This window comes from Kribbella sp. NPDC051770, assembly GCF_040681455.1.
GTDB lineage: Bacteria > Actinomycetota > Actinomycetes > Propionibacteriales > Kribbellaceae > Kribbella.
In genome coordinates this window covers 525,660-544,097 of sequence record NZ_JBFAYT010000002.1, presented here as the reverse complement: position 1 = coordinate 544,097, position 18,438 = coordinate 525,660, and the positions used below count along the sequence as shown (strand labels likewise).

The 18,438-nt window shown below is 70.5% G+C and carries 21 protein-coding genes; 13 read left to right on the top strand and 8 right to left on the bottom strand.

Annotation, left to right across the window (positions count from 1 at the left end; all coding sequences use genetic code 11):
- Positions 1-104 precede the first annotated feature (104 nt).
- Positions 105-608, top strand: a complete 504-nt coding sequence (locus AB0M01_RS09180; RefSeq protein WP_363667221.1) for a macro domain-containing protein — start codon at positions 105-107, stop codon at positions 606-608.
- Positions 609-638: 30 nt separating this feature from the next.
- Here the strand turns inward: AB0M01_RS09180 and AB0M01_RS09175 are convergent, their stop codons facing one another.
- Complete coding sequence (locus AB0M01_RS09175; protein ID WP_363667219.1) at positions 639-1,226, bottom strand: L,D-transpeptidase; 588 nt, start codon at positions 1,224-1,226, stop codon at positions 639-641.
- Positions 1,227-1,361: 135 nt separating this feature from the next.
- The gene (gene typA, locus AB0M01_RS09170; protein ID WP_363667217.1) at positions 1,362-3,224 is read right to left on the bottom strand and encodes a translational GTPase TypA; all 1,863 of its coding nucleotides are present in this window, start codon (positions 3,222-3,224) and stop codon (positions 1,362-1,364) included.
- A gap of 362 nt (positions 3,225-3,586) precedes the next feature.
- On the opposite strand from typA, the gene AB0M01_RS09165 reads away from it, so the two are divergent.
- A complete protein-coding gene (locus AB0M01_RS09165; RefSeq protein WP_363667214.1) occupies positions 3,587-4,225 on the top strand; it encodes a helix-turn-helix domain-containing protein in 639 nt (212 codons plus the stop codon).
- Positions 4,226-4,278: 53 nt separating this feature from the next.
- Here AB0M01_RS09165 and AB0M01_RS09160 read toward each other — a convergent pair whose 3' ends face one another.
- Positions 4,279-5,022: an SDR family oxidoreductase gene (locus tag AB0M01_RS09160; protein WP_363667212.1), complete on the bottom strand. Its 744-nt coding sequence runs from the start codon at positions 5,020-5,022 to the stop codon at positions 4,279-4,281.
- 84 nt (positions 5,023-5,106) lie between these two features.
- Between AB0M01_RS09160 and mshA the strand changes: the two genes are divergently transcribed.
- The 4 genes from mshA to AB0M01_RS09140 all read left to right on the top strand — a co-directional run bounded on the left by mshA (position 5,107) and on the right by AB0M01_RS09140 (position 9,008).
- Complete coding sequence (gene mshA, locus AB0M01_RS09155; RefSeq protein WP_363667210.1) at positions 5,107-6,399, top strand: D-inositol-3-phosphate glycosyltransferase; 1,293 nt, start codon at positions 5,107-5,109, stop codon at positions 6,397-6,399.
- Entirely contained in the window at positions 6,396-6,884 is a 489-nt protein-coding gene (locus AB0M01_RS09150; protein WP_363667208.1) for a YbjN domain-containing protein, read from the top strand. Before mshA ends, AB0M01_RS09150 begins: the two co-directional genes overlap by 4 nt.
- Positions 6,885-6,893: 9 nt before the next feature.
- Complete coding sequence (locus AB0M01_RS09145; RefSeq protein WP_363667206.1) at positions 6,894-7,640, top strand: phosphoglyceromutase; 747 nt, start codon at positions 6,894-6,896, stop codon at positions 7,638-7,640.
- Between the two features lie 84 nt (positions 7,641-7,724).
- Positions 7,725-9,008, top strand: a complete 1,284-nt coding sequence (locus AB0M01_RS09140) for a hypothetical protein (RefSeq protein ID WP_363667204.1) — start codon at positions 7,725-7,727, stop codon at positions 9,006-9,008.
- 27 nt (positions 9,009-9,035) lie between these two features.
- On the opposite strand, the gene AB0M01_RS09135 is transcribed toward AB0M01_RS09140, so the two are convergent.
- From AB0M01_RS09135 to AB0M01_RS09125, 3 genes are all read right to left on the bottom strand, one after another.
- On the bottom strand, positions 9,036-9,569 hold the full coding sequence (locus AB0M01_RS09135; protein WP_363667202.1) for an AAA family ATPase: 534 nt from the start codon (positions 9,567-9,569) through the stop codon (positions 9,036-9,038).
- A gap of 17 nt (positions 9,570-9,586) precedes the next feature.
- Positions 9,587-10,672, bottom strand: a complete 1,086-nt coding sequence (locus AB0M01_RS09130; RefSeq protein ID WP_363667200.1) for a serine hydrolase domain-containing protein — start codon at positions 10,670-10,672, stop codon at positions 9,587-9,589.
- Positions 10,673-10,735: 63 nt separating this feature from the next.
- Complete coding sequence (locus AB0M01_RS09125) at positions 10,736-10,906, bottom strand: hypothetical protein (RefSeq protein ID WP_363667198.1); 171 nt, start codon at positions 10,904-10,906, stop codon at positions 10,736-10,738.
- A 148-nt stretch (positions 10,907-11,054) separates the two neighbouring features.
- Here AB0M01_RS09125 and AB0M01_RS09120 point away from each other — a divergent pair, with 148 nt between their 5' ends.
- Positions 11,055-11,570 carry a hypothetical protein gene (locus AB0M01_RS09120; protein ID WP_363667196.1) on the top strand — a complete coding sequence of 172 codons (516 nt, stop codon included), beginning with the start codon at positions 11,055-11,057 and terminating at the stop codon, positions 11,568-11,570.
- Between the two features lie 54 nt (positions 11,571-11,624).
- Here the strand turns inward: AB0M01_RS09120 and phoU are convergent, their stop codons facing one another.
- Positions 11,625-12,335, bottom strand: a complete 711-nt coding sequence (gene phoU, locus AB0M01_RS09115) for a phosphate signaling complex protein PhoU (protein WP_363667194.1) — start codon at positions 12,333-12,335, stop codon at positions 11,625-11,627.
- Positions 12,336-12,541: 206 nt separating this feature from the next.
- On the opposite strand from phoU, the gene AB0M01_RS09110 reads away from it, so the two are divergent.
- The 3 genes from AB0M01_RS09110 (at position 12,542) to AB0M01_RS09100 (ending at position 15,538) form a co-directional block, all read left to right on the top strand.
- Positions 12,542-13,765 carry an ATP-binding protein gene (locus tag AB0M01_RS09110; protein WP_363667192.1) on the top strand — a complete coding sequence of 408 codons (1,224 nt, stop codon included), beginning with the start codon at positions 12,542-12,544 and terminating at the stop codon, positions 13,763-13,765.
- Positions 13,762-14,439: a response regulator transcription factor gene (locus tag AB0M01_RS09105; protein WP_077017430.1), complete on the top strand. Its 678-nt coding sequence runs from the start codon at positions 13,762-13,764 to the stop codon at positions 14,437-14,439. The genes AB0M01_RS09110 and AB0M01_RS09105 overlap by 4 nt, the downstream gene beginning before the upstream one ends.
- Before the next feature lie 73 nt (positions 14,440-14,512).
- A complete protein-coding gene (locus AB0M01_RS09100; RefSeq protein ID WP_363667189.1) occupies positions 14,513-15,538 on the top strand; it encodes an iron-siderophore ABC transporter substrate-binding protein in 1,026 nt (341 codons plus the stop codon).
- A 375-nt stretch (positions 15,539-15,913) separates the two neighbouring features.
- Here AB0M01_RS09100 and AB0M01_RS09095 read toward each other — a convergent pair whose 3' ends face one another.
- A complete protein-coding gene (locus AB0M01_RS09095; protein ID WP_363667187.1) occupies positions 15,914-16,477 on the bottom strand; it encodes a hypothetical protein in 564 nt (187 codons plus the stop codon).
- A gap of 251 nt (positions 16,478-16,728) precedes the next feature.
- Here AB0M01_RS09095 and AB0M01_RS09090 point away from each other — a divergent pair, with 251 nt between their 5' ends.
- Genes AB0M01_RS09090 through ispF form a run of 3 tightly spaced genes read left to right on the top strand, consistent with a single transcriptional unit; the run spans position 16,729 to position 18,437 of the window.
- On the top strand, positions 16,729-17,214 hold the full coding sequence (locus tag AB0M01_RS09090; protein WP_012918679.1) for a CarD family transcriptional regulator: 486 nt from the start codon (positions 16,729-16,731) through the stop codon (positions 17,212-17,214).
- A gap of 60 nt (positions 17,215-17,274) precedes the next feature.
- On the top strand, positions 17,275-17,970 hold the full coding sequence (gene ispD / locus AB0M01_RS09085; RefSeq protein ID WP_363667184.1) for a 2-C-methyl-D-erythritol 4-phosphate cytidylyltransferase: 696 nt from the start codon (positions 17,275-17,277) through the stop codon (positions 17,968-17,970).
- Positions 17,967-18,437 (top strand): 2-C-methyl-D-erythritol 2,4-cyclodiphosphate synthase, encoded by a 471-nt coding sequence (ispF, locus tag AB0M01_RS09080; protein WP_363667182.1) that lies wholly within the window; start codon positions 17,967-17,969, stop codon positions 18,435-18,437. Before ispD ends, ispF begins: the two co-directional genes overlap by 4 nt.
- Position 18,438 lies beyond the last annotated feature (1 nt).

Sequence of the window (18,438 nt, the reverse complement as noted above, 5' to 3'; positions counted from 1 at the left end):
TCGATTGGTTGGCTTTCACCAACAACTGCCGTGTCAGGGTAAGTCGCCGACCACGCCTCGTACACCTCCCGTGAGCCACTCGTGACCTGACGCACACTGGACTCGTGGAAATCGTTCTCAGCACCGCCGACATCACCACCGTTCCCGCCGACGCGATCGTGAACGCCGCGCATCACGCGCTCCGAGGCGGAGGTGGCGTCGATGGCGCCATCCACCGGGCGGGCGGCCCGACGCTGCTGGCCGAGCTCGTCGAGCGCTATCCACAGGGGCTTCCGACCGGTGAGGCGGGCTGGACGACGGCGGGCGCGCTGCCGGCGTCGTACGTGATCCACGTCGTCGGGCCGAACTACACCGCGGGACAACGCGACCCGGAGCTGCTGGTCTCCTGCTACGTCAACGCGCTGCGGATCGCCGACGAGTTCGGCGTACGGCGGTTGAGCCTGCCGGCCGTGTCGGCGGGGATCTACGGGTGGCCGGCCCAGTCGGCGGCGGACATCGCCGTACGGACGTTGCGGCGGACGGCGTCGCAGGTGGAGATCGCGACGTTCTGCCTGGTCGAGCCCAGGCTCTTCACAGCGTTCGGAAAAGCAGCAGCGGCCGAGGAGTAACTCCTCGGCCGCTGGTGGAAAGGGTGCTGCTCAGGCGCTGTAGACCAGGATGCGGTCGCCGACCTTCACCCGGTTGAAGATCCAGGCGATCTTGTTCTTGTCGCGCATGTTGACGCAGCCGTGCGAGGCGCCGTTGTAGCCGCGGGCCTTGAAGTCCGACGAGTAGTGGATCGCCTGGCCGCCGCTGAAGAACATCGCGTACGGCATCGGCGACTTGTAGATCGACGAGACGTGGTTCTTGGACTTGCGCTGCAGCTTGAAGAAGCCGTTGCGGGTCGGCGTCCGGGGAGCGCCGAAGCGGGCGTCGCCGGTGGCCAGCAGCTTCCCGTTGTACAGGAACGCCACCTTGCGGGTCTTCTTGTTCACGCAGATGATGCGGCCGGTCATGCAGCGCTTGTCGAGGCGCAGCTTGCCGGGGACGAGCACGTTCTTCGCGGCCGGTTTGGCCGGTTTCTTCGCAGCCGGCGCCGCCGCCTGCACGGCGGCGGTCTTCGCCACCGGCGTCACGGCCGGCTTGACCGTGGCGGTGGCCCCCGCCGTACCGGTCGCGGCGAAGACGCCGACTCCCAGCATCGCGACGGCCGTCGTGGTGGCGCCGAGCTTACGCAGAATCCCCATGAATCCCTGTCCTTCCCCCAACTGAATTTCCCCTGAAAGTGTGAAGCCACTGAGTAGACGACGAAGCGGTCGCTCCGGTTGGTCACGATCCGGAAAATTTCCCCCGTGGATCGCGACCAGCCGGTGAATCCTAGATCACGCCTTGCTCTTGCGTCCCAGCTTGGCCCGCTCGATCTGGGTCAGCGCGACCTTGCGCATCCGGATCGCGTCCGGGGTGACCTCGACGCACTCGTCCTCGCGGCAGAACTCCAGCGACTGCTCCAGCGACAGCTTGCGGGCCGGGACCAGCTTCTCGAACTCGTCCGCGTTCGAGCGGACGTTGGTCATCTTCTTTTCCTTGGTGATGTTGACGTCCATGTCGTCGGCGCGCGAGTTCTCGCCGATGATCATGCCCTCGTACACCTCGGTGGCCGGCTCGACGAACATGGTGCCGCGCTCCTGCAGGTTGATCATCGCGTACGACGTCGCGGCGCCCGCGCGGTCGGAGACCAGCGAGCCCGACGGGCGGGTGCGCAGCTCGCCGAACCACGGCTCGTAGCCCTCGAAGACGTGGTGCGCGATCCCGGTGCCGCGGGTGTCGGTGAGGAACTCGGTGCGGAAGCCGATCAGGCCGCGCGCCGGGACCAGGAACTCCATCCGCACCCAGCCGGTGCCGTGGTTGGTCATCTGCTCCATCCGGCCCTTGCGGACCGCGAGCAGCTGGGTGACCGTGCCCAGGTACTCCTCGGGGCAGTCGATGGTCAGCCGCTCGACCGGCTCGTGCCGCTTGCCGTTGATCTCGCGGGTGACCACCTGCGGCTTGCCGACGGTCAGCTCGTAGCCCTCGCGGCGCATCTGCTCGACCAGGATGGCCAGCGCCAGCTCACCACGGCCCTGCACCTCCCAGGCGTCCGGGCGCTCGGTCGCCAGCACCTTCAGCGACACGTTGCCGATCAGCTCACGGTCCAGCCGGTCCTTGACCAGGCGGGCGGTGACCTTGGTGCCCTTGACCCGGCCGGCCAGCGGCGAGGTGTTGGTGCCGATCGTCATCGAGATGGCCGGCTCGTCGACGGTGATCAGCGGCAGCGGCTTCGGGTTGTCCGGGTCGGTCAGCGTGTCGCCGATCATGATCTCCGGGATGCCCGCGATCGCGACGATGTCGCCCGGGCCCGCGGAGTCGCCGGGGACCCGCTCGAGCGCCTCGGTGACCAGCAGCTCGGTGATCTTCACCTTCTGGATGGTGCCGTCGTGGCGGCACCAGGCGACCTGGGCGCCCTTCTTCAGGGTGCCCTCGTGCACCCGGACCAGCGCGAGCCGGCCGAGGAACGGCGAGGCGTCCAGGTTGGTCACGTGCGCCTGCAGCGGCGCGTCCTCGGTGTACGACGGGGCCGGGACGTTGTTCAGGATGGTCTCGAACAGCGGCTCGAGGTCCTCGGAGTCCGGCAGGCCGCCGTCGGCGGGCTGGGTCAGCGAGGCGCGGCCGGCCCGGGCCGAGGCGTAGACGACCGGGAAGTCCAGCGCGCTCTGGTCGGCGTCGTGGTCGAGCAGGTCCAGGAACAGCTCGTAGGTCTCGTCGACGACCTCGGAGATCCGGGCGTCCGGACGGTCGACCTTGTTCACCACCAGGATCACCGGCATGTTCCGGGCCAGCGCCTTGCGGAGCACGAACCGGGTCTGCGGCAGCGGGCCCTCGGAGGCGTCGACCAGCAGCACGATCGCGTCCACCATCGACAGGCCGCGCTCGACCTCACCACCGAAGTCGGCGTGGCCGGGGGTGTCGATGATGTTGATCGTCATCTGCTCGCCGTTGGCCATCTTGTGCCGGACGGCGGTGTTCTTGGCCAGGATCGTGATGCCCTTCTCACGTTCCAGGTCACCGGAGTCCATCGCGCGTTCGTCGACGTGCTGGTGGGCTCCGAAGGCGCCGGACTGCCACAGCATCGCGTCGACGAGGGTGGTCTTCCCGTGGTCGACGTGGGCCACGATGGCCACGTTGCGCAGGTCATTACGGAGGGGCATGCGGAAGCGCTCCAAGCAGTTGGGACTAGCAGCGGTGACTGTGAGTCAGGTGGTGGCTACGGCGTGTCCGTGGTGCTCGGGGTCGCTCGTGTTGCCACTCGACCTACTCGTTCGACGCACTGCGCAGCCATCTCATCCTACCCGTGCGGTCGCGTGCGGACGAAACCGGACGGCGTACCGGTGACGCTGCGTGCCCGAATTGCGGTTGAGCCTTTGACATTCGTTGACTGGACGTCCAGTCTATAGGGGGCGCCTGGGGAGGGGCCTCGCAGGAAACACGGGGGGTCACAGCCCGGGAGTGCCGAGCACAGAGGTGGGGGGTTGCTCGGACTCCGGGGCCCTGACCAGGGAAGAAGACACGGGTGCCGCGGTCGGTCGCCACCAACCAGGAGATGCGAGAACGCTCGCGCGAGCGGATCCTTTCGGCTGCCCTCGAGGTCTTCGCCGAGAAGGGCTACGAGGCCGCGTCGATCTCGGACGTGACCGCGCGGGCGGGGGTCTCGCGGGGGTTGGTCGGGTACTACTTCGCGTCGAAGCACGACCTGGCCGCCCAGTTGCTCGATCGCTGGCTGGACGGGATCGCCGGGATTCTGGAGATTCCCGGTACGCCGGACGAACGGCTGGCCGGGATGATCGACGGCGCGCTGATGGCCGCCGCGACCACGCTGCCGGTGCAGCGACTGGCGATCTCGCTGATGATGCAGCCCACCACGCACGGGGTGTTCGCCGCGGTGGAGACCGAGAAGTCGGCCCGGATGGCGCTCGTCGAGGACGCCATCCGCGCGGTCTTCGCGGCGCGCGGCGCCGCGGACCCGGCCGTCGAGGAGATGTTGCTCAGGGCAACGTTGGAGGGGGTGACGGTGAAGCTGGCGATCTACCCGGAGACGTTCCCCCTGGAGCCGATCCGCCGCCGCCTGTACGCCGGCTACGGGCTCCCGGAACCGCAGCGACCGCTCCCGGTGCTGTCACCACCGGTCGACCGGCTGCGGGCCAAGCCCTAGCCGGCCCCGCCTTCCTTCCCCATCCGCCCGCCGAAGGCGGGCGACGCCGTACGTCAGTTCTTGCGAAAGACCTTGTGCTGCGCGGCCTGCGCCCGCGGACGCACTGTCAGCCGGTCGATGTTCACGTGCGGCGGCCGTGACGCCACCCAGGTGACGATCTCGGCGATGTCGTCCGACGTCAGCGGCTCGGCGACGCCGGCGTACACGGCCTCGGCCTTCGCCTCGTCGCCCTCGAAGCGGGTCAGCGCGAAGCCCTCGCTCTTCACCATCCCGGGCGCGATCTCGCAGACCCGGACCGGCTGGTCGTACAGCTCCAGGCGGAGCGTGTCGACGACCGCCTTCACCGCGTGCTTCGCGGCGACGTACCCGCCACCGCCCTCGTACGCGACCTGACCGGCGGTCGAGCCCATTACCACGATCGTCCCGCGCGCGGCGATCAGGGCCGGGAGCAACGACTTGGTGACCGCGGCGACGCCGATCACGTTCACCTCGTACATCCGCCGCCAGGCGTCCAGGTCCGCGTCGGCGACCGGCTCGAAGCCGAACGCGCCGCCCGCGTTGTTCACCAGCAGGTCGACCTCGGCGCCGGCCGCGGCGGTCAGCGCCGCGACGTCGTCGGCCGACGTCACGTCGCACTGCACTGCGCGCCCGCCGATCTCCTTGGCCAGCGCCTCGATGCGGTCCAGCCGGCGGGCCGCGCAGACCACCTCGTACCCGGCCTCCGCGAGGTGCCGCGCGGTGGCGGCCCCGATCCCACTACTGGCTCCGGTGACCACGGCAACAGGGCGACTAGTCATAGCCGCAGTCTTTCAAAGTCCCCGGCGCAGGCGGCACCCCGTCTCACCGAACTGTCCCGGCGACCTCGGAGTTACGCTGGCGACGTGACCGAACCCTCCGCCGACCGTCCACTTCGGCGGGTCGCGATGATCAGCCTGCACACCTCGCCGCTGGACCAGCCGGGGACGGGGGACGCGGGTGGGATGAACGTCTACGTGGTCGAGCTGTCCAAGCGCCTGGCCGGGCTCGGCATCGCCGTCGACATCTTCACCCGGGCGACCTCGTCCGCGCTGCCCGCGAAGGTGGAGCTCGCCCCCGGCGTCACCGTCCGCAACGTCGCCGCCGGCCCGTACGAGGGGCTGGCCAAGAACGAGTTGCCCGCTCAGCTGTGCACGTTCGCCCGCGCCGTACTGCGCGCCGAGGCGATCCGCGAACCCGGCTACTACGACGTGATCCACTCGCACTACTGGCTGTCCGGCCAGGTCGGGCTGCTGGCCCGCGACCGCTGGGCGGTCCCGCTGGTGCACACGATGCACACGATGGCCAAGGTCAAGAACGCCAGCCTGGCCGAGGACGACGTCCCGGAACCGCCCGCGCGGCTGCTCGGCGAGGAGCAGGTGGTCGAGTCGGCCGACCGGCTGCTCGCGAACACCGACGACGAGGCCAAGGAGCTGATCGGCCTGTACGGCGCACCGCCGGCCAAGGTCGAGGTGGTCAACCCCGGCGTCGACCTGGAGATGTTCAGCCCCGGCGACCAGGCGGCGGCCCGGCGTACGGTCGGGGTGCCGGAGGACGCGATCGTGCTGGCGTTCGTCGGGCGGATCCAGCCGCTGAAGGCGCCCGACCTGCTGATCCGGGCCGCGGCGCGGATGCTCGAGCGCGACCCGTCGCTGCGCGAGCGGCTGGTGGTGGCGATCATCGGCGGCCCGTCCGGCAACGGGATGGAGCACCCGGAGTCGCACGCGGAGCTGGCGCGGCGGCTCGGCGTCGACGACGTGACCCGGTTCGTGAAGCCGATGGCGCGGGCGGGGCTGGCCGAGTGGTACCGGGCCGCCTCGGTGGTCTGCGTCCCGTCGTACTCGGAGTCGTTCGGGCTGGTCGCGCTGGAGGCCCAGGCCTGCGGTACGCCGGTCGTCGCGGCCGCTGTCGGTGGGCTGACGACCGCGGTGCGTGACGGTGCGACCGGGCTGCTGCTGCCCGGGCACGCGGTCGACGACTTCGCCGACGCGCTGGCGCGGATCGGGACGGATCCGGTGGTCCGCGAGAGCATGAGCCGGGCCGCGGTCGGGCATGCCCAGGCGTTCGGCTGGGAACTGACCGCGGAGAAGACGCTGGCCGCGTACCGGACGGCCGCGCGGACGATGGCCGCCGAACTGGCGGCGGAGGTGGCTGGATGAGGGTTTCGGCGGCGGACGTGATCCGTCAGGTGCTGACCGAGAACGAGCTCGAGTTCACCGAGACCACGCCCGGGGCGTTCGCGGCCGACCTGCCGGGCGAGCGGAAGCTGAAGACCGGCGTCTCGCTGACCGTCGGGGCGCAGGCCGTGCACGTGCACGCGTTCGTCGCGCGCCGGCCGGACGAGAACCACGAGGCGGTCTACCGCTGGCTGCTGGAGCGCAACCTCAAGATGTACGGCGTCGCGTTCGCGATCGACCACCTCGGCGACATCCACCTCGACGGCCGCGTCCCGCTGCACGCGATCACTCCGGGCGAGGTGGACCGGCTGCTCGGCGCCGTCCTGGAGTACGCCGACTCGTCGTTCAACACCATCCTCGAGCTGGGCTTCGCGACCTCGATCCGGCGCGAGTACGACTGGCGGGTCGCCCGCGGCGAGTCCACCCGGAACCTGGACGCGTTCAAGGGCTGGCTGGAGCCTCGATAGCATGCGGCTATGACCTATCGCCTGATCCTGCTCCGCCACGGCCACAGCGACTGGAACGCCAAGAACCTGTTCACCGGGTGGGTCGACGTCGACCTGAACGCCCAGGGGGTGGAGGAGGCGCACCGCGGCGGTGAGCTGCTCCGCGACCGCGGCCTGCTGCCCGACGTCCTGCACACCTCGGTCCTGCGCCGCGCGATCCGGACCGCGAACATCGCGCTCGAGGTCGCCGAGCGGCAGTGGATCGACGTCCGCCGCTCCTGGCGGCTGAACGAGCGCCACTACGGCGCCCTGCAGGGCAAGGACAAGAAGCAGACCCTGGAGGAGCTCGGCGAGGAGCAGTTCATGCTGTTCCGCCGCTCCTACGACACCCCGCCGCCGCCGATCGAGCGCGGCACCGAGTACGACCAGGCCGGCGACCCGCGGTACGCGGCGCTGCCCAGTGAGTTGCTCCCGGCAACGGAGTGCCTGAAGGACGTCGTCGAGCGGATGCTCCCGTACTGGTACGACGCGATCGTGCCGGACCTGCGGGCCGGCAAGACCGTCCTGGTCACCGCGCACGGCAACTCGCTGCGCGCCCTGGTCAAGCACCTCGACCAGCTCGACGAGCAGACCGTCGTCGGCCTGAACATCCCGACCGGCGTCCCGCTGTACTACGAGCTCGACGAGGACTTCAACCCGGTCACCAAGGGCGGCGAGTACCTCGACCCGGCCGCGGCCGCGGCGGCGATCGAGGCCGTGAAGAACCAGGGCCGCTAGGTCCGGACGACGGCCCACCGGCCGGGGCACGGCGGACACTCGCTCCGATGAGCGAGCGCACCGCTCGCGCCGTACGGTGGGCCGGTGAGTCTTGTACGGGCCTCGGTGCGCGTCGTCCACCGCCTGCTGACCGACGACAACTTCGACCTCTGGCTGCTGACCGCCGCGGCCGCTGTCTTCACGGTGCTCGGCATCGTCGACGTCGCGGACATGAGCGTGCTCAGCTCGGCGATCCTGGCGTTGCTCGCGGCGCTGGCCGTCGCGCAGATCAAGTCGCGCCGGTTGGTCGCCGAGATCGCCGGCCGTACCGAGCCGCACGACCTGCTGCGGCGGGACTTTCCGGAGGACCTGGTACGGCGTCGCGCCGAGGCGGACGACGTCCTGCTGATCGGTATCGCGATGGCGCGCACGATCCAGGGCAGTCGCGACGACTTCCACCGGGCGCTGGTCCGGGGCGCGCGGTTGCGCGTGCTGGTCGTCGACCCGACCAACCAGGCGCTGGTCGAGCAGGCGGCGCTGATGCGCCCGGCCGGGCGAGCAGCCCTGCTGGCGCAGCGGATCCGGTCGACGCTGGAGGAGCTGACCGAGCTCAAGGAGAGTACGCGGGGCAACCTGGAGATCCGGGTCGCGCAGTTCGTCCCGCCGATCGGCGTCAACCTGATCCGCGGGCGCGGATCGGCGACCGTGACGATCCAGCAGCCCGAGCTGCGGCCCGACTCCGAGCCGGGACCGATCCTGCACCTGGCCGAGACCGACGGCGGCTGGTTCACCTTCTACGCCCAGCAGGCCGAGCGCCTCTGGGAAGCCGGTACGCCGTGGCCGCCGTCGCCCGGACACCGGCTGACCGCGATGGCCCGGCCGCAGTTCGTCCAGTCGTTCGGTGCCGAGCTGGTGGACTCGATGCGGCCGGCGAACGACCTGTTCATCACCGGGGTCGGGCGCTACACCCTCCTGGTCGAGAACTACTCCGAGTTCGAGCAGTGGCTGCGGCGCGGCTGCCGGATCCGGATGCTGGTGATCGACCCGGCCTCACCCGCGGTCGGGATCGCGGCCGAGCGGTACTACCACGAGCGCGACCCCGAGTCCGCGCGGGCGCGAATCGAGGAGTCGCTGCGGCTGCTGGCAGGGCTGGCTGCGTCGACCGGGGGAGCTCTGGAGGTGCGGGTCACGAGCCACCCGGTCGCGATGAGCGTCATCGCGGTGGACGCGGTCGACGGTGAGCACACCGAGCACACCGCGCTGTTCGCGGAGTACTACGCCTACCAGGCCAAGGCCGAGCCGCGGTTCGTGCTGCAACCGTCCGACCCGTGGTTCAAGGAGTTCCTGACCGAGGCCGAGCTGCTCTGGGCCTCGGCGCGGGAGGTCTAGGCGGACAGATCGGCCGCGTAGGCGACGCTACAAGGGCAATTTCGCCAGCAGCAGCTCGTACGTCGCTTCGACCGCGTCCGCCGTGCTCGGGACGACCACCGCGTCCGGGCGCGCCTCGCTGAGCCGCAGCAGGTCGTCGTACAGGGCGTCGAGGCGGGCGCGGGACAGGTGGTGGTGGCGGATCCAGGGGTCGTCGGTCGCGCCGGCCCGGCGGGCGAACCGCTCGGCCGCCGCCTCGCGGCCGTCGAGCAGGATCACCTCGTGGAAACTCGCCTGGTGGCGGTGCGCGAGGCCTTCCAGCGTGGCGATCTCGTCCGGCCGGGCGTGGTACTGCGGGACGACGACGTCGTGGCCGCCACCGAGGTGGGTGGCGGCCATCGCGTGGACCACGGGCCAGACGAGGTCCCAGGTGCGGTTGTTCTCGTCCGCCCAGCCGCCGACCAGGCGGTGGACGACGTCGACGTCGAGGTTGAGGATCCCGGGCGCCCGGTCGGCGTACAGGGCGGCCAGGGTGGACTTGCCGATACCGGGTGGGCCGTTCAGGTGGATGAGTCGAGGCACCGGCCGACCCTACGGGCTCAGTAGACCTCGTTGAGAAGGGCTGCCAGGGCGGCGGGGAAGGTCTCGGCGGGGTTGGAGTCGGCGTCGCCCATGGTGATGCCGGCGGTCAGGGTGCGGGTGCCGTCGGGGGAGCTGTACATCAGGGCGCCGTAGCCGCCGGGGGCGCTGCCGTTGTGGTGGAGGACCTGGCCGCCGTGCTCGGGGCCGAGGTCCTGGACGAAGACGCCGAGGCCGTAGTCGATCGGGCCGACGCCGGTGCGCATCTCGGTGAGCAGGTCCTGGGGGATGAGCTTGCCGCTGTTGAGGGCCGTGAAGAACAGGTGCAGGTCGCGGGTGGTGGAGAGCAGGTCGCCGGCGCCGGCCAGCAGGGACAGGTTCTGGCGGGTGACGTCGGCGATCTTCCAGTCGTCGCCGTCCTGGTAGCGGTAGTAGCCGTGGGCGTGCGGGCCGGGCAGGTCGGTGAGGTCGCCTGGGACGACAGTGCCGGTCAGGCCCAGTGGCTGGGAGATCTGGTTGCTCAGGGCTTCGGCGTACGACGTACTGGTGAGCTGCTCGATCAGGAGGAGGGCGACGGTGTAGTTGGTGTTGGAGTAGCTCCAGTCGGTGCCCGGCTCGAAGCGGGCCGGCTTGGCGAGGGCGCGGTGGACCAGTTCGATCGGCTGGTAGCTGAGGAAGCGGTTGTCGACCCAGTCCTTGCCGCTGGCCGGGATGCCGGCGGCGAAGGTGCCGTCGGGGTAGAACTCGCCGGTGTAGTTGAAGATGCCGCTGGTGTGGTTGAGCAGCATGCGGACGGTGATCCGCTCGTCGAGGCCCAGCGCGGGCAGGTGGTTCGCGACGGCGTCGTCCAGGGAGAGCTTGCCCTGGGCCACCAGCTGCAGGATCAGGGTCGCGGTGAAGGTCTTGGTGACGCTGCCGACCCAGAACGAGCCGTCCGTGGCCGGTGCCTCGGCCGAGCCCAGCTCCCGTACGCCGGCGCTGCCGACCCACTCGCCGTGCTCGTCGTTGACCCGCAGCTGGATCCCGGCGAAGCCGGCGGCGACGAACGCCTCGGCGGCCTGCTGGAGCTGGGGGCGGTTGGTGGTGGTCAGCGATGAAGTGTTCATGCCGAGTACTCTCGCCAGCCTCGCTGACACCGGGCGGTCGCCGTACTGACACCGCCGCTGACATCAGCCGGACAGGGCTCCGGACAGCCAGGGGTTCTCCTCCTGCAGCTGCTCCAGCTGAGCCTCCACCCGCCGCCGCTCCGCCAGCAGGTCCAGCGCGCGGTCGAGCAGCTGCCGCTCCACCTGCCGAGCGCTGTCCGCCGTAGCCGACGGGAAGTCCTGGTAGAAGAACATCGACCCTCCCCTCACCCGGGCCGCAGGGCGACGACCCAGCTCCACCCTCGGTCGCCGCAGCCCGTCGTACGGACTTCCCGGACGAATCCGGACAGTCCCGAGGACCGGACAGCGAGCGACCGCCCCTCTGGGGTGGAAGGGTGACCGCGTGAGCTCACGCGCTGGAGAGACCTTCGACCCCACCCGAGCCGCCACGGAGGTGCTGGCCCTCGCGGACGCACCGGTCCCCGAGGCGGGCCCGACCACCGGCGAGGGCGACCCCGCCACCGGCGAGTGGACCGCCACCACCGGCGCCGGCTTCCGCATCGTTCCCCTCTGGGAGGGCGAGGGCCTGACCGGCCTGTACGACACCGCCTGGTCCGACGCGACCGACACCGGCGTCCAGCACCTCGCCGTACTCACCAAAACCCTGGAGACCCACTGGGGCCCGCACCACGTGATCCAGCTCCACGGCCCTCTCCTCCGCTGGCAGATGGACCAGCCGGTCGAGCCCCTCTTCGCCGCCCTCTTCAGCCAGGACCTGTACGGCGACCTGCACGTCTGGGGCCCCCTCCCCAGCGGCCGCTGGCTGGCCACCACTGTCGGTCACAGCGACGGCGACGCCCCACTGGTCATGGCCGCCCTCGTCACCACCCAACCCATCACCCAGCCGGAAGGCCCATGAGAAACAGGTGGCCGCAGGCGATGCCTGCGACCACCCGGTGGTAGCTCGGAGCGGTCAGTTGTTGCCGTTCGGGGACGGGGTGGAGGCGCCCGCGCCCGAGCCGGCGGCGGTGCCGCCGACGGCTACCGGGAGCTCGCCGGTGACCAGGTAGACGACGCGGCGGGCCATCGAGACCGCGTGGTCGGCGATGCGCTCGTAGTAGCGGCCGAGCAGGGCGATGTCGACGGCGACCTCGACGCCGTGCGGCCAGGAGTCGTCCATCATCAGGCGGAACTGGTTGCTGCGCAGCTTGTCCATCTCGTCGTCGGTGGACTCCAGCTTGCCGGCCGCGGTGACGTCGTGGGACTTGATCACGTCGCCGGCGGCGTCGACCATCTTGCCCGCGACGGTCGACATCTCCTGGATGGTGCCGTGCAGGTCGGCCGGGATCGCGGCGGCCGGGTAGCGCAGCCGGGCGATCTTGGAGACGTGCGCGGCCAGGTCGCCCATCCGCTCCAGGTCGGCGACCATCCGCAGCGCGGCGACCAGCATCCGCAGCTCGTTGGCGACCGGCGCCTGCCGGGCCATCAGCTCGAAGACCTTCTCCTCGACGCCCTCACCGGCGGCGTCCAGCTGGATGTCGGCGGCGATGACTTCCTCGGCCTGCCGGATGTCGGCGCTCAGCAGCGCGGTGGTGGACCGCCGGACAGCGGTCGACACCGTCCTGGTCATCCGCTCGAGCTCGGCGAGGATGTCGTCGAGCTGCTCGTGGTAGGTGTCGCGCATTCTGCATCCGATCTGTGCTGTCCGGCTCGGTCCGGGCCGGAAGGGGGCGCGGGCACGGTCCAGTACCCGCCCACCGTGGACCGTACGGCGTCGAGGTTGCCGATCGGCGACGAGTGGTGAACGCGTGATGAACAGTTAGGACGCGTTCCGGTCATCCGGTGCTCATTCGGTCTTTCCCGGTGGTTTCCCCGCGTAGCATCGATGACGTGGACCCCACGCTGGCTGCGGTGCTGGGCGGCGTCATCGGCGCGGCCCTGGCTCTGCTTTCGCTCGGTGCGATGGTCCTGAGCGAGCGGTCCCAGACCAAGATCCCGGTCTCCCCGGAGCCGGCGGTGCCCAGCGGCGTCGCCACCGTGCTCTCCGTACTGCGCTCGTCCGCGGTCGTGATGGGCCCCGAGGACCAGGTCCTGCAGGCCAGCGCCCCGGCGCACGTGCTCGGCATCGTCCGCGGCGAGCGGCTGGTCGTCGACGACCTGCTGACGATGGTCCGCGCCGTACGCCGCGACGGCGAGATCCGCCAGCAGGACCTCGAGATCGTCCGCGGCCGGCTCGGGGCCACCCAGTACGTGAGCGCCCGGGTCGCCCCGCTCGGCAGCCAGCTGGTCCTGGTCCTGGTCGAGGACCGGACCCGTGAGCGCCGGCTGGAGGCGATCCGGCGCGACTTCACGGTCAACGTCAGCCACGAGCTGAAGACCCCGATCGGTGCGCTGATCCTGCTCGCCGACGCCGTCTCGGAGGCCTCCGACGACCCCGAGGCCGTGCAGCGGTTCTCCGGCCGGATGCGGATCGAGGCCTCCCGGCTGAGCCGGCTGGTCAAGGAGATCATCGAGCTGTCCCGCCTGCAGGGCGACGACCCGCTGGAGAACCCGGGTCCGGTCGACATCAACGGCGTGATCGACGCCGCGGTGGACCGCTGCCGGGTGGACGCCGAGGACCGCGACATCAGCATCGTGGTGAAGACCGACCCCGACCTCGAGGTGATGGGCAGCGAGGACCAGCTGGCGATCGCGATCGGCAACCTGGTCGAGAACGCGGTCAACTACAGCCCCGACGGGACCCGGGTCGCGGTCGCCGCGCACCCGATCGGCGACCTGGTCGAGGTGACCGTGTCCGACCAGGGCGTCGGCATCCCGAGCAGCGACCTGGAACGGATCTTCGAACGCTTCTACCGGGTCGACCGGGCCCGCAGCCGGGAGACCGGCGGCACCGGGCTGGGCCTGTCGATCGTCAAGCACATCGCCTCGATCCACGGTGGCGACGTGCGGGTCTGGAGCGTCGAGGGCCAGGGTTCCACCTTCACCGTCCGGCTCCCGCTGCGGCTCGATCCCGCGACCGGGCAACCGACCGGTGCCTCCGGCCAGGAGGTCCCGGCCATCACCCTGACGCCCACCCCGTCAGGTCAGCAGAGTGCAAAGGAGACAGCTTCGTGACCCGAGTGCTGGTCGTCGAAGACGAGGAGAGCTACAGCGACGCGCTGTCGTACGTACTGCGCAAGGAGGGGTTCGAGGTCGCCGTCGCGGAGACGGGCCCGGACGCTCTGGACGAGTACGACAGGGCGGGCGCGGACATCGTCCTGCTCGACCTGATGCTGCCGGGCCTGTCCGGTACCGAGGTCTGCCGGGCGTTGCGGACCCGGGGCAACGTGCCGGTGATCATCGTCAGCGCCAAGGACACCGAGGTGGACAAGGTGGTCGGGCTCGAACTGGGCGCCGACGACTACGTCACCAAGCCGTACAGCCCGCGGGAGCTGCTGGCCCGGATCAAGGCCGTGCTGCGCCGCGGCGCGGACGTCGAGCTGCTGCCGGACACGCTCGAGGCGGGCCCGGTCCGGATGGACGTCGAGCGGCACGTGGTGACGGTCTCCGGGACCGAGATCCGGCTGCCGCTGAAGGAGTTCGAACTGCTCGAGATGCTGCTGCGCAACACCGGCCGGGTGCTCACCCGGGGGCAGCTGATCGACCGGATCTGGGGCGCCGACTACGTCGGGGACACCAAGACCCTGGACGTGCACGTCAAGCGGCTGCGGTCGAAGCTCGAGAAGGACCCGTCGAACCCGGCGCACCTGGTGACGGTGCGTGGGCTGGGCTACAAGTTCGAGGCGTGAGACCCCACCGGCCGCCCCGCCGGTGGGTTAGCTTAGGCTGTCCTTAGTTGCTGTCCGACTGAGGAGTTGTGCCATGGCGTGGTCCCGTCGTACCCGCTCGCCCCGGGGAGTCCTGCTCGCGGTCGCCGCGGTGCTGGCCACGACAACGCTGGCGGCGTGCGGAGGTGCCGCCGGTGACCAGGACGCGCCGGCCGCCGACGCCGGTTCCGGCTTCCCGGTGACGCTGAAGAACACCTTCGGCGAGACCACCATCAAGGCGAAACCGCAACGGATCGTGACGCTCGGCTGGAACGCCCAGGACGTCGTGTACGCGCTCGGCGAGACGCCGGTCGGGATGCCGAAGGTGACGTACGGGCCGACCAAGGACGGCGTCACCGCCTGGGACGCCGACGAGTTCGACGCGTCGAAGACGACGTTGCTCGACGCAACCGACAGCTACCCGTACGAGAAGATCGCCGCGCTGAAGCCGGACGTGATCCTGGCGCCGTACGAGGGCTTCGACGAGACGGTCTACAAGACGTTGTCGGGAATCGCGCCGACGGTCGCGTACCCGGGCGCTCCCTGGCAGACCACGTGGCAGGACCAGACCACGCTGATCGGCCAGGCGCTCGGGAAGGCCGCCGAGGCCGACCAGTTGATTGCCGGGATCAAGGACCGGGTCGCGAAGGTGGCCTCGGAACACCCTGAGTTCAAGGGGAAGACGATCACCGTCGGGTCGTTCGGGGCCGACAACTACGTGTACATGCCGGGGGATCCGCGGGTGCAGATCCTGAACGAGATGGGTTTCGTGAACGCGCCCGGCGTGCAGAAGCTGGAGCAGACTAACGCGAAGAAGGAGTTCGCGCTGACGATCAGCAAGGAGAAGGTCGCCGACATCGACGCCGACGTGCTGGTCGCGTACGTCGACGGGCTGACGGCGGCGAAGTTCGCGGCCGACCCGGTCTACGCGGCGCTTCCCTCGGTGCGCAAGGGTAGCGCGTACGTCCTGGAGGACCAGCAGGTGATCTCCGGGATGAGCTCGGTCAGCGTGCTGTCCGTCCCCTGGGTGATCGACCGGATCGTCCCCGGCCTGGCGAAGGCGGCCGCCGCCGCGAACTGAGCTCCGCGCGGGCCGCTCGCACCGGACCGAGCCCGCCGGAGGTCCCCCGCGGCAGCGACCGATCCGCCGCCCGGAGGGACCACACCCGTACGGCGCCCCTGGGCCACAGGACGCCGTACGCCGAACGGGCCGCCCCGCGCCGGGACGGCCCGTTCGCGCGCTTGTCGGCCGGTCACCTGGTCGAAAGTGTGACCGCCGCGCCTCACCCGACTTGTAGGCGGTGGGCCCGGCACATTCCTGTGCACCGTCGGCGAGCTGATCCAGAACCAGCTCCGCACCGGCCTGGCCTTCAAATGGTGCGCGACCGCGCCCTGCCACGAAAGCCGACGGGCCGCCTCCGGCGATGCGGAGGCGGCCCGTACGGCGTACTGCCGGTCAGCCGTGGCTCTCCTCCGGCGCGTCGTCGCGCGGGGTGGGGGTGAAGTGGTCGGTGGTGAGCACCGGGACGTGCGCGGTGATCGGGGCGGCCTTGGCGAACGTCAGCGTCAGCGTGATCATCGCGCCGGGCTTGCCGCCGGTGACGGTGAACGGCTTGCCGCTGGACGGCGGCAGGGTGAGCGACGCGCCCGGGGCCAGCGTCATCGGGCGGACGTTGCCGACCGTGACGGTGGCCGGCGGCTCGGCCGGCTCGGTTCCCTCCTCGGCCTGCGGCGGCGCGGCGGCCGGCTCGGAGGCGATCGAGACCAGGGTGTCGTCGGTCTTGCCCGTGTTCACGACCGCGGCGTGCAGCTCACCGGCGCCGTCCTCGGCGGCCAGCACCATCAGGTTGCGCACGGCGATCGAGCCGGACGAGGCGTTGGTGCCCTCGGCGGGCTGGTACGGCTTCATGGTCTGCGCGTTGAAGTTCGCGCCGCAGGCCGCCAGTGCGAGGCTGAGCGTGACGGTGGCGCCGGCCGCGGCTGCGCGGCGGATCGCCGACGGGGGCAACGTGATGGGCACTGGAATCCCTCTCCTGCAAGCTGTGGACGCCGTCAGGCTGCGGCCTCCGGCGCAGCAAAGCGTAGCGACCGGGCGCCCGCGGCCCGACGGCGGCTCCACCTTCGGGCGGTGTCCCGGGCAACCAAATCCCGCGCGCGAGGCATGCCGGACAGCGTTTGTCAAGGCGGGAACAGGGCTCTGACCAGCGCAAACGCCCCGGCCGGACCAGCGACTGCGTGGTAGTATCGGTATCGGAAAGGGGCACGTGACATATGACTTTCACAGTCGGCGAGACGGTTGTTTACCCCAATCACGGTGCGGCCGTCATCGAGGACATCGAGACCCGTCAGATCAAAGGTGAGGACAAGACCTACCTGGTCTTGAGGATCGTCGCTCAGAACGACCTGGTCGTCCGGGTCCCCGCGTGCAACCTCGATCTCGTCGGCGTGCGTGACGTCGTGGATCAGGCTGGTCTGGAGCGCGTCTTCGACGTGCTGCGGGCGCCGCACACGGAGGAGCCGACCAACTGGTCGCGACGTTACAAGGCGAACCTGGAGAAGCTGCACTCCGGTGACGTGATGAAGGTGGCAGAGGTCGTCCGCGACCTGTGGCGCCGTGAGCGTGACCGCGGTCTGTCCGCGGGTGAGAAGCGGATGCTGGCGAAGGCACGTCAGATCCTCGTCTCCGAGCTGGCCCTGGCCGAGCACACCAACGAGGACAAGGCGGAAGCCATCCTCGACGAGGTCCTCGCTTCCTGACCCACTCCAGGTCAGAACCGATCCGGATCCCGTGACCGTACCGCCCTGCGTGGGCTCGCGATGAGCACCGCGGCAATCATCCCGGCGGCCGGTCTCGGGTTGCGGCTCGGTGGTGAGGCACCGAAGGCGTTACGAGAGGTCGGTGGCGAATCGCTGCTGGTCCACGCGGTGCGTGGACTGTCCGCAGCGACCGCCGCCGGCCTCTCGTGCTTTGTCGTCGCGGTCCCGCCGGGGACCGAGGACGTGGTCGGCAAACTGCTCGACCCGTACGTCGGTGCCGCCGACCTGCGGATCGTCGCGGGCGGCGCCGAGCGCACCGACTCGGTGAAGGCCGCGCTCGAGCTGGTCCCGGTCGACGGGATCGACTGCGTGCTGGTGCACGACGCGGCGCGGTCGTTCGTGCCGGTCGCGGTGATCGAACGCGTCGTCGACGCCGTCCGGGGTGGTGCTCCGGCCGTCGTCCCTGTGATCCCAGTGACCGACACGATCAAGCGGGTCGGGCCGTGCGGTGAGGTGGTCGAGACACCGGACCGGTCGGCGCTGGTCGCCGTCCAGACCCCGCAGGGCTTCGACCCGGAGTTGTTGCGCAGGGCCCATTCCGGCGGCGGGGCCGGGGCGACCGACGACGCGATGCTGTGCGAGCGGCTCGGCGTCACCGTGCAGACCGTCGAGGGGTCCGAGGACGCGTTCAAGGTGACCAGGCCGCGCGACCTGCTGCTGGCCGAGTGGATTCTGGCGGAGAGGCAGCAACAGTGAGACCACCAAGGGTCGGCACCGGGATCGACGTGCACCCGCTCGAGGCCGGGCGTGAGATGTGGCTCGCCGGGCTGCACTGGCCGGAGGAGACGTCCGGTCCGTCCGGGCACTCCGACGGCGACGTCGCCGCGCACGCGGTCTGCGACGCGTTGCTGTCCGCGGCCCGGATCGGTGACCTCGGCTCCAACTTCGGTACGTCGGAGCCCGAGTGGGCCGGCGCCTCCGGGGCGACGCTGCTGGCCGAGGCCGCACGCCGGGTGCGTGCCGCCGGCTACGAGATCGGCAACGTCGCCGTCCAGGTGGTCTGCAACCGGCCGCGCTTCGCTGCCCGTCGGGAAGAGGCGGAGAAGGCGATGAGCGCGGCGATCGACGCCGAGGTGTCGGTGAGTGCGACGACGACGGACGGTCTGGGCCTGACGGGCCGTGGTGAGGGCATCGCCGCGATCGCCACCGCGCTGATCTTCTGAG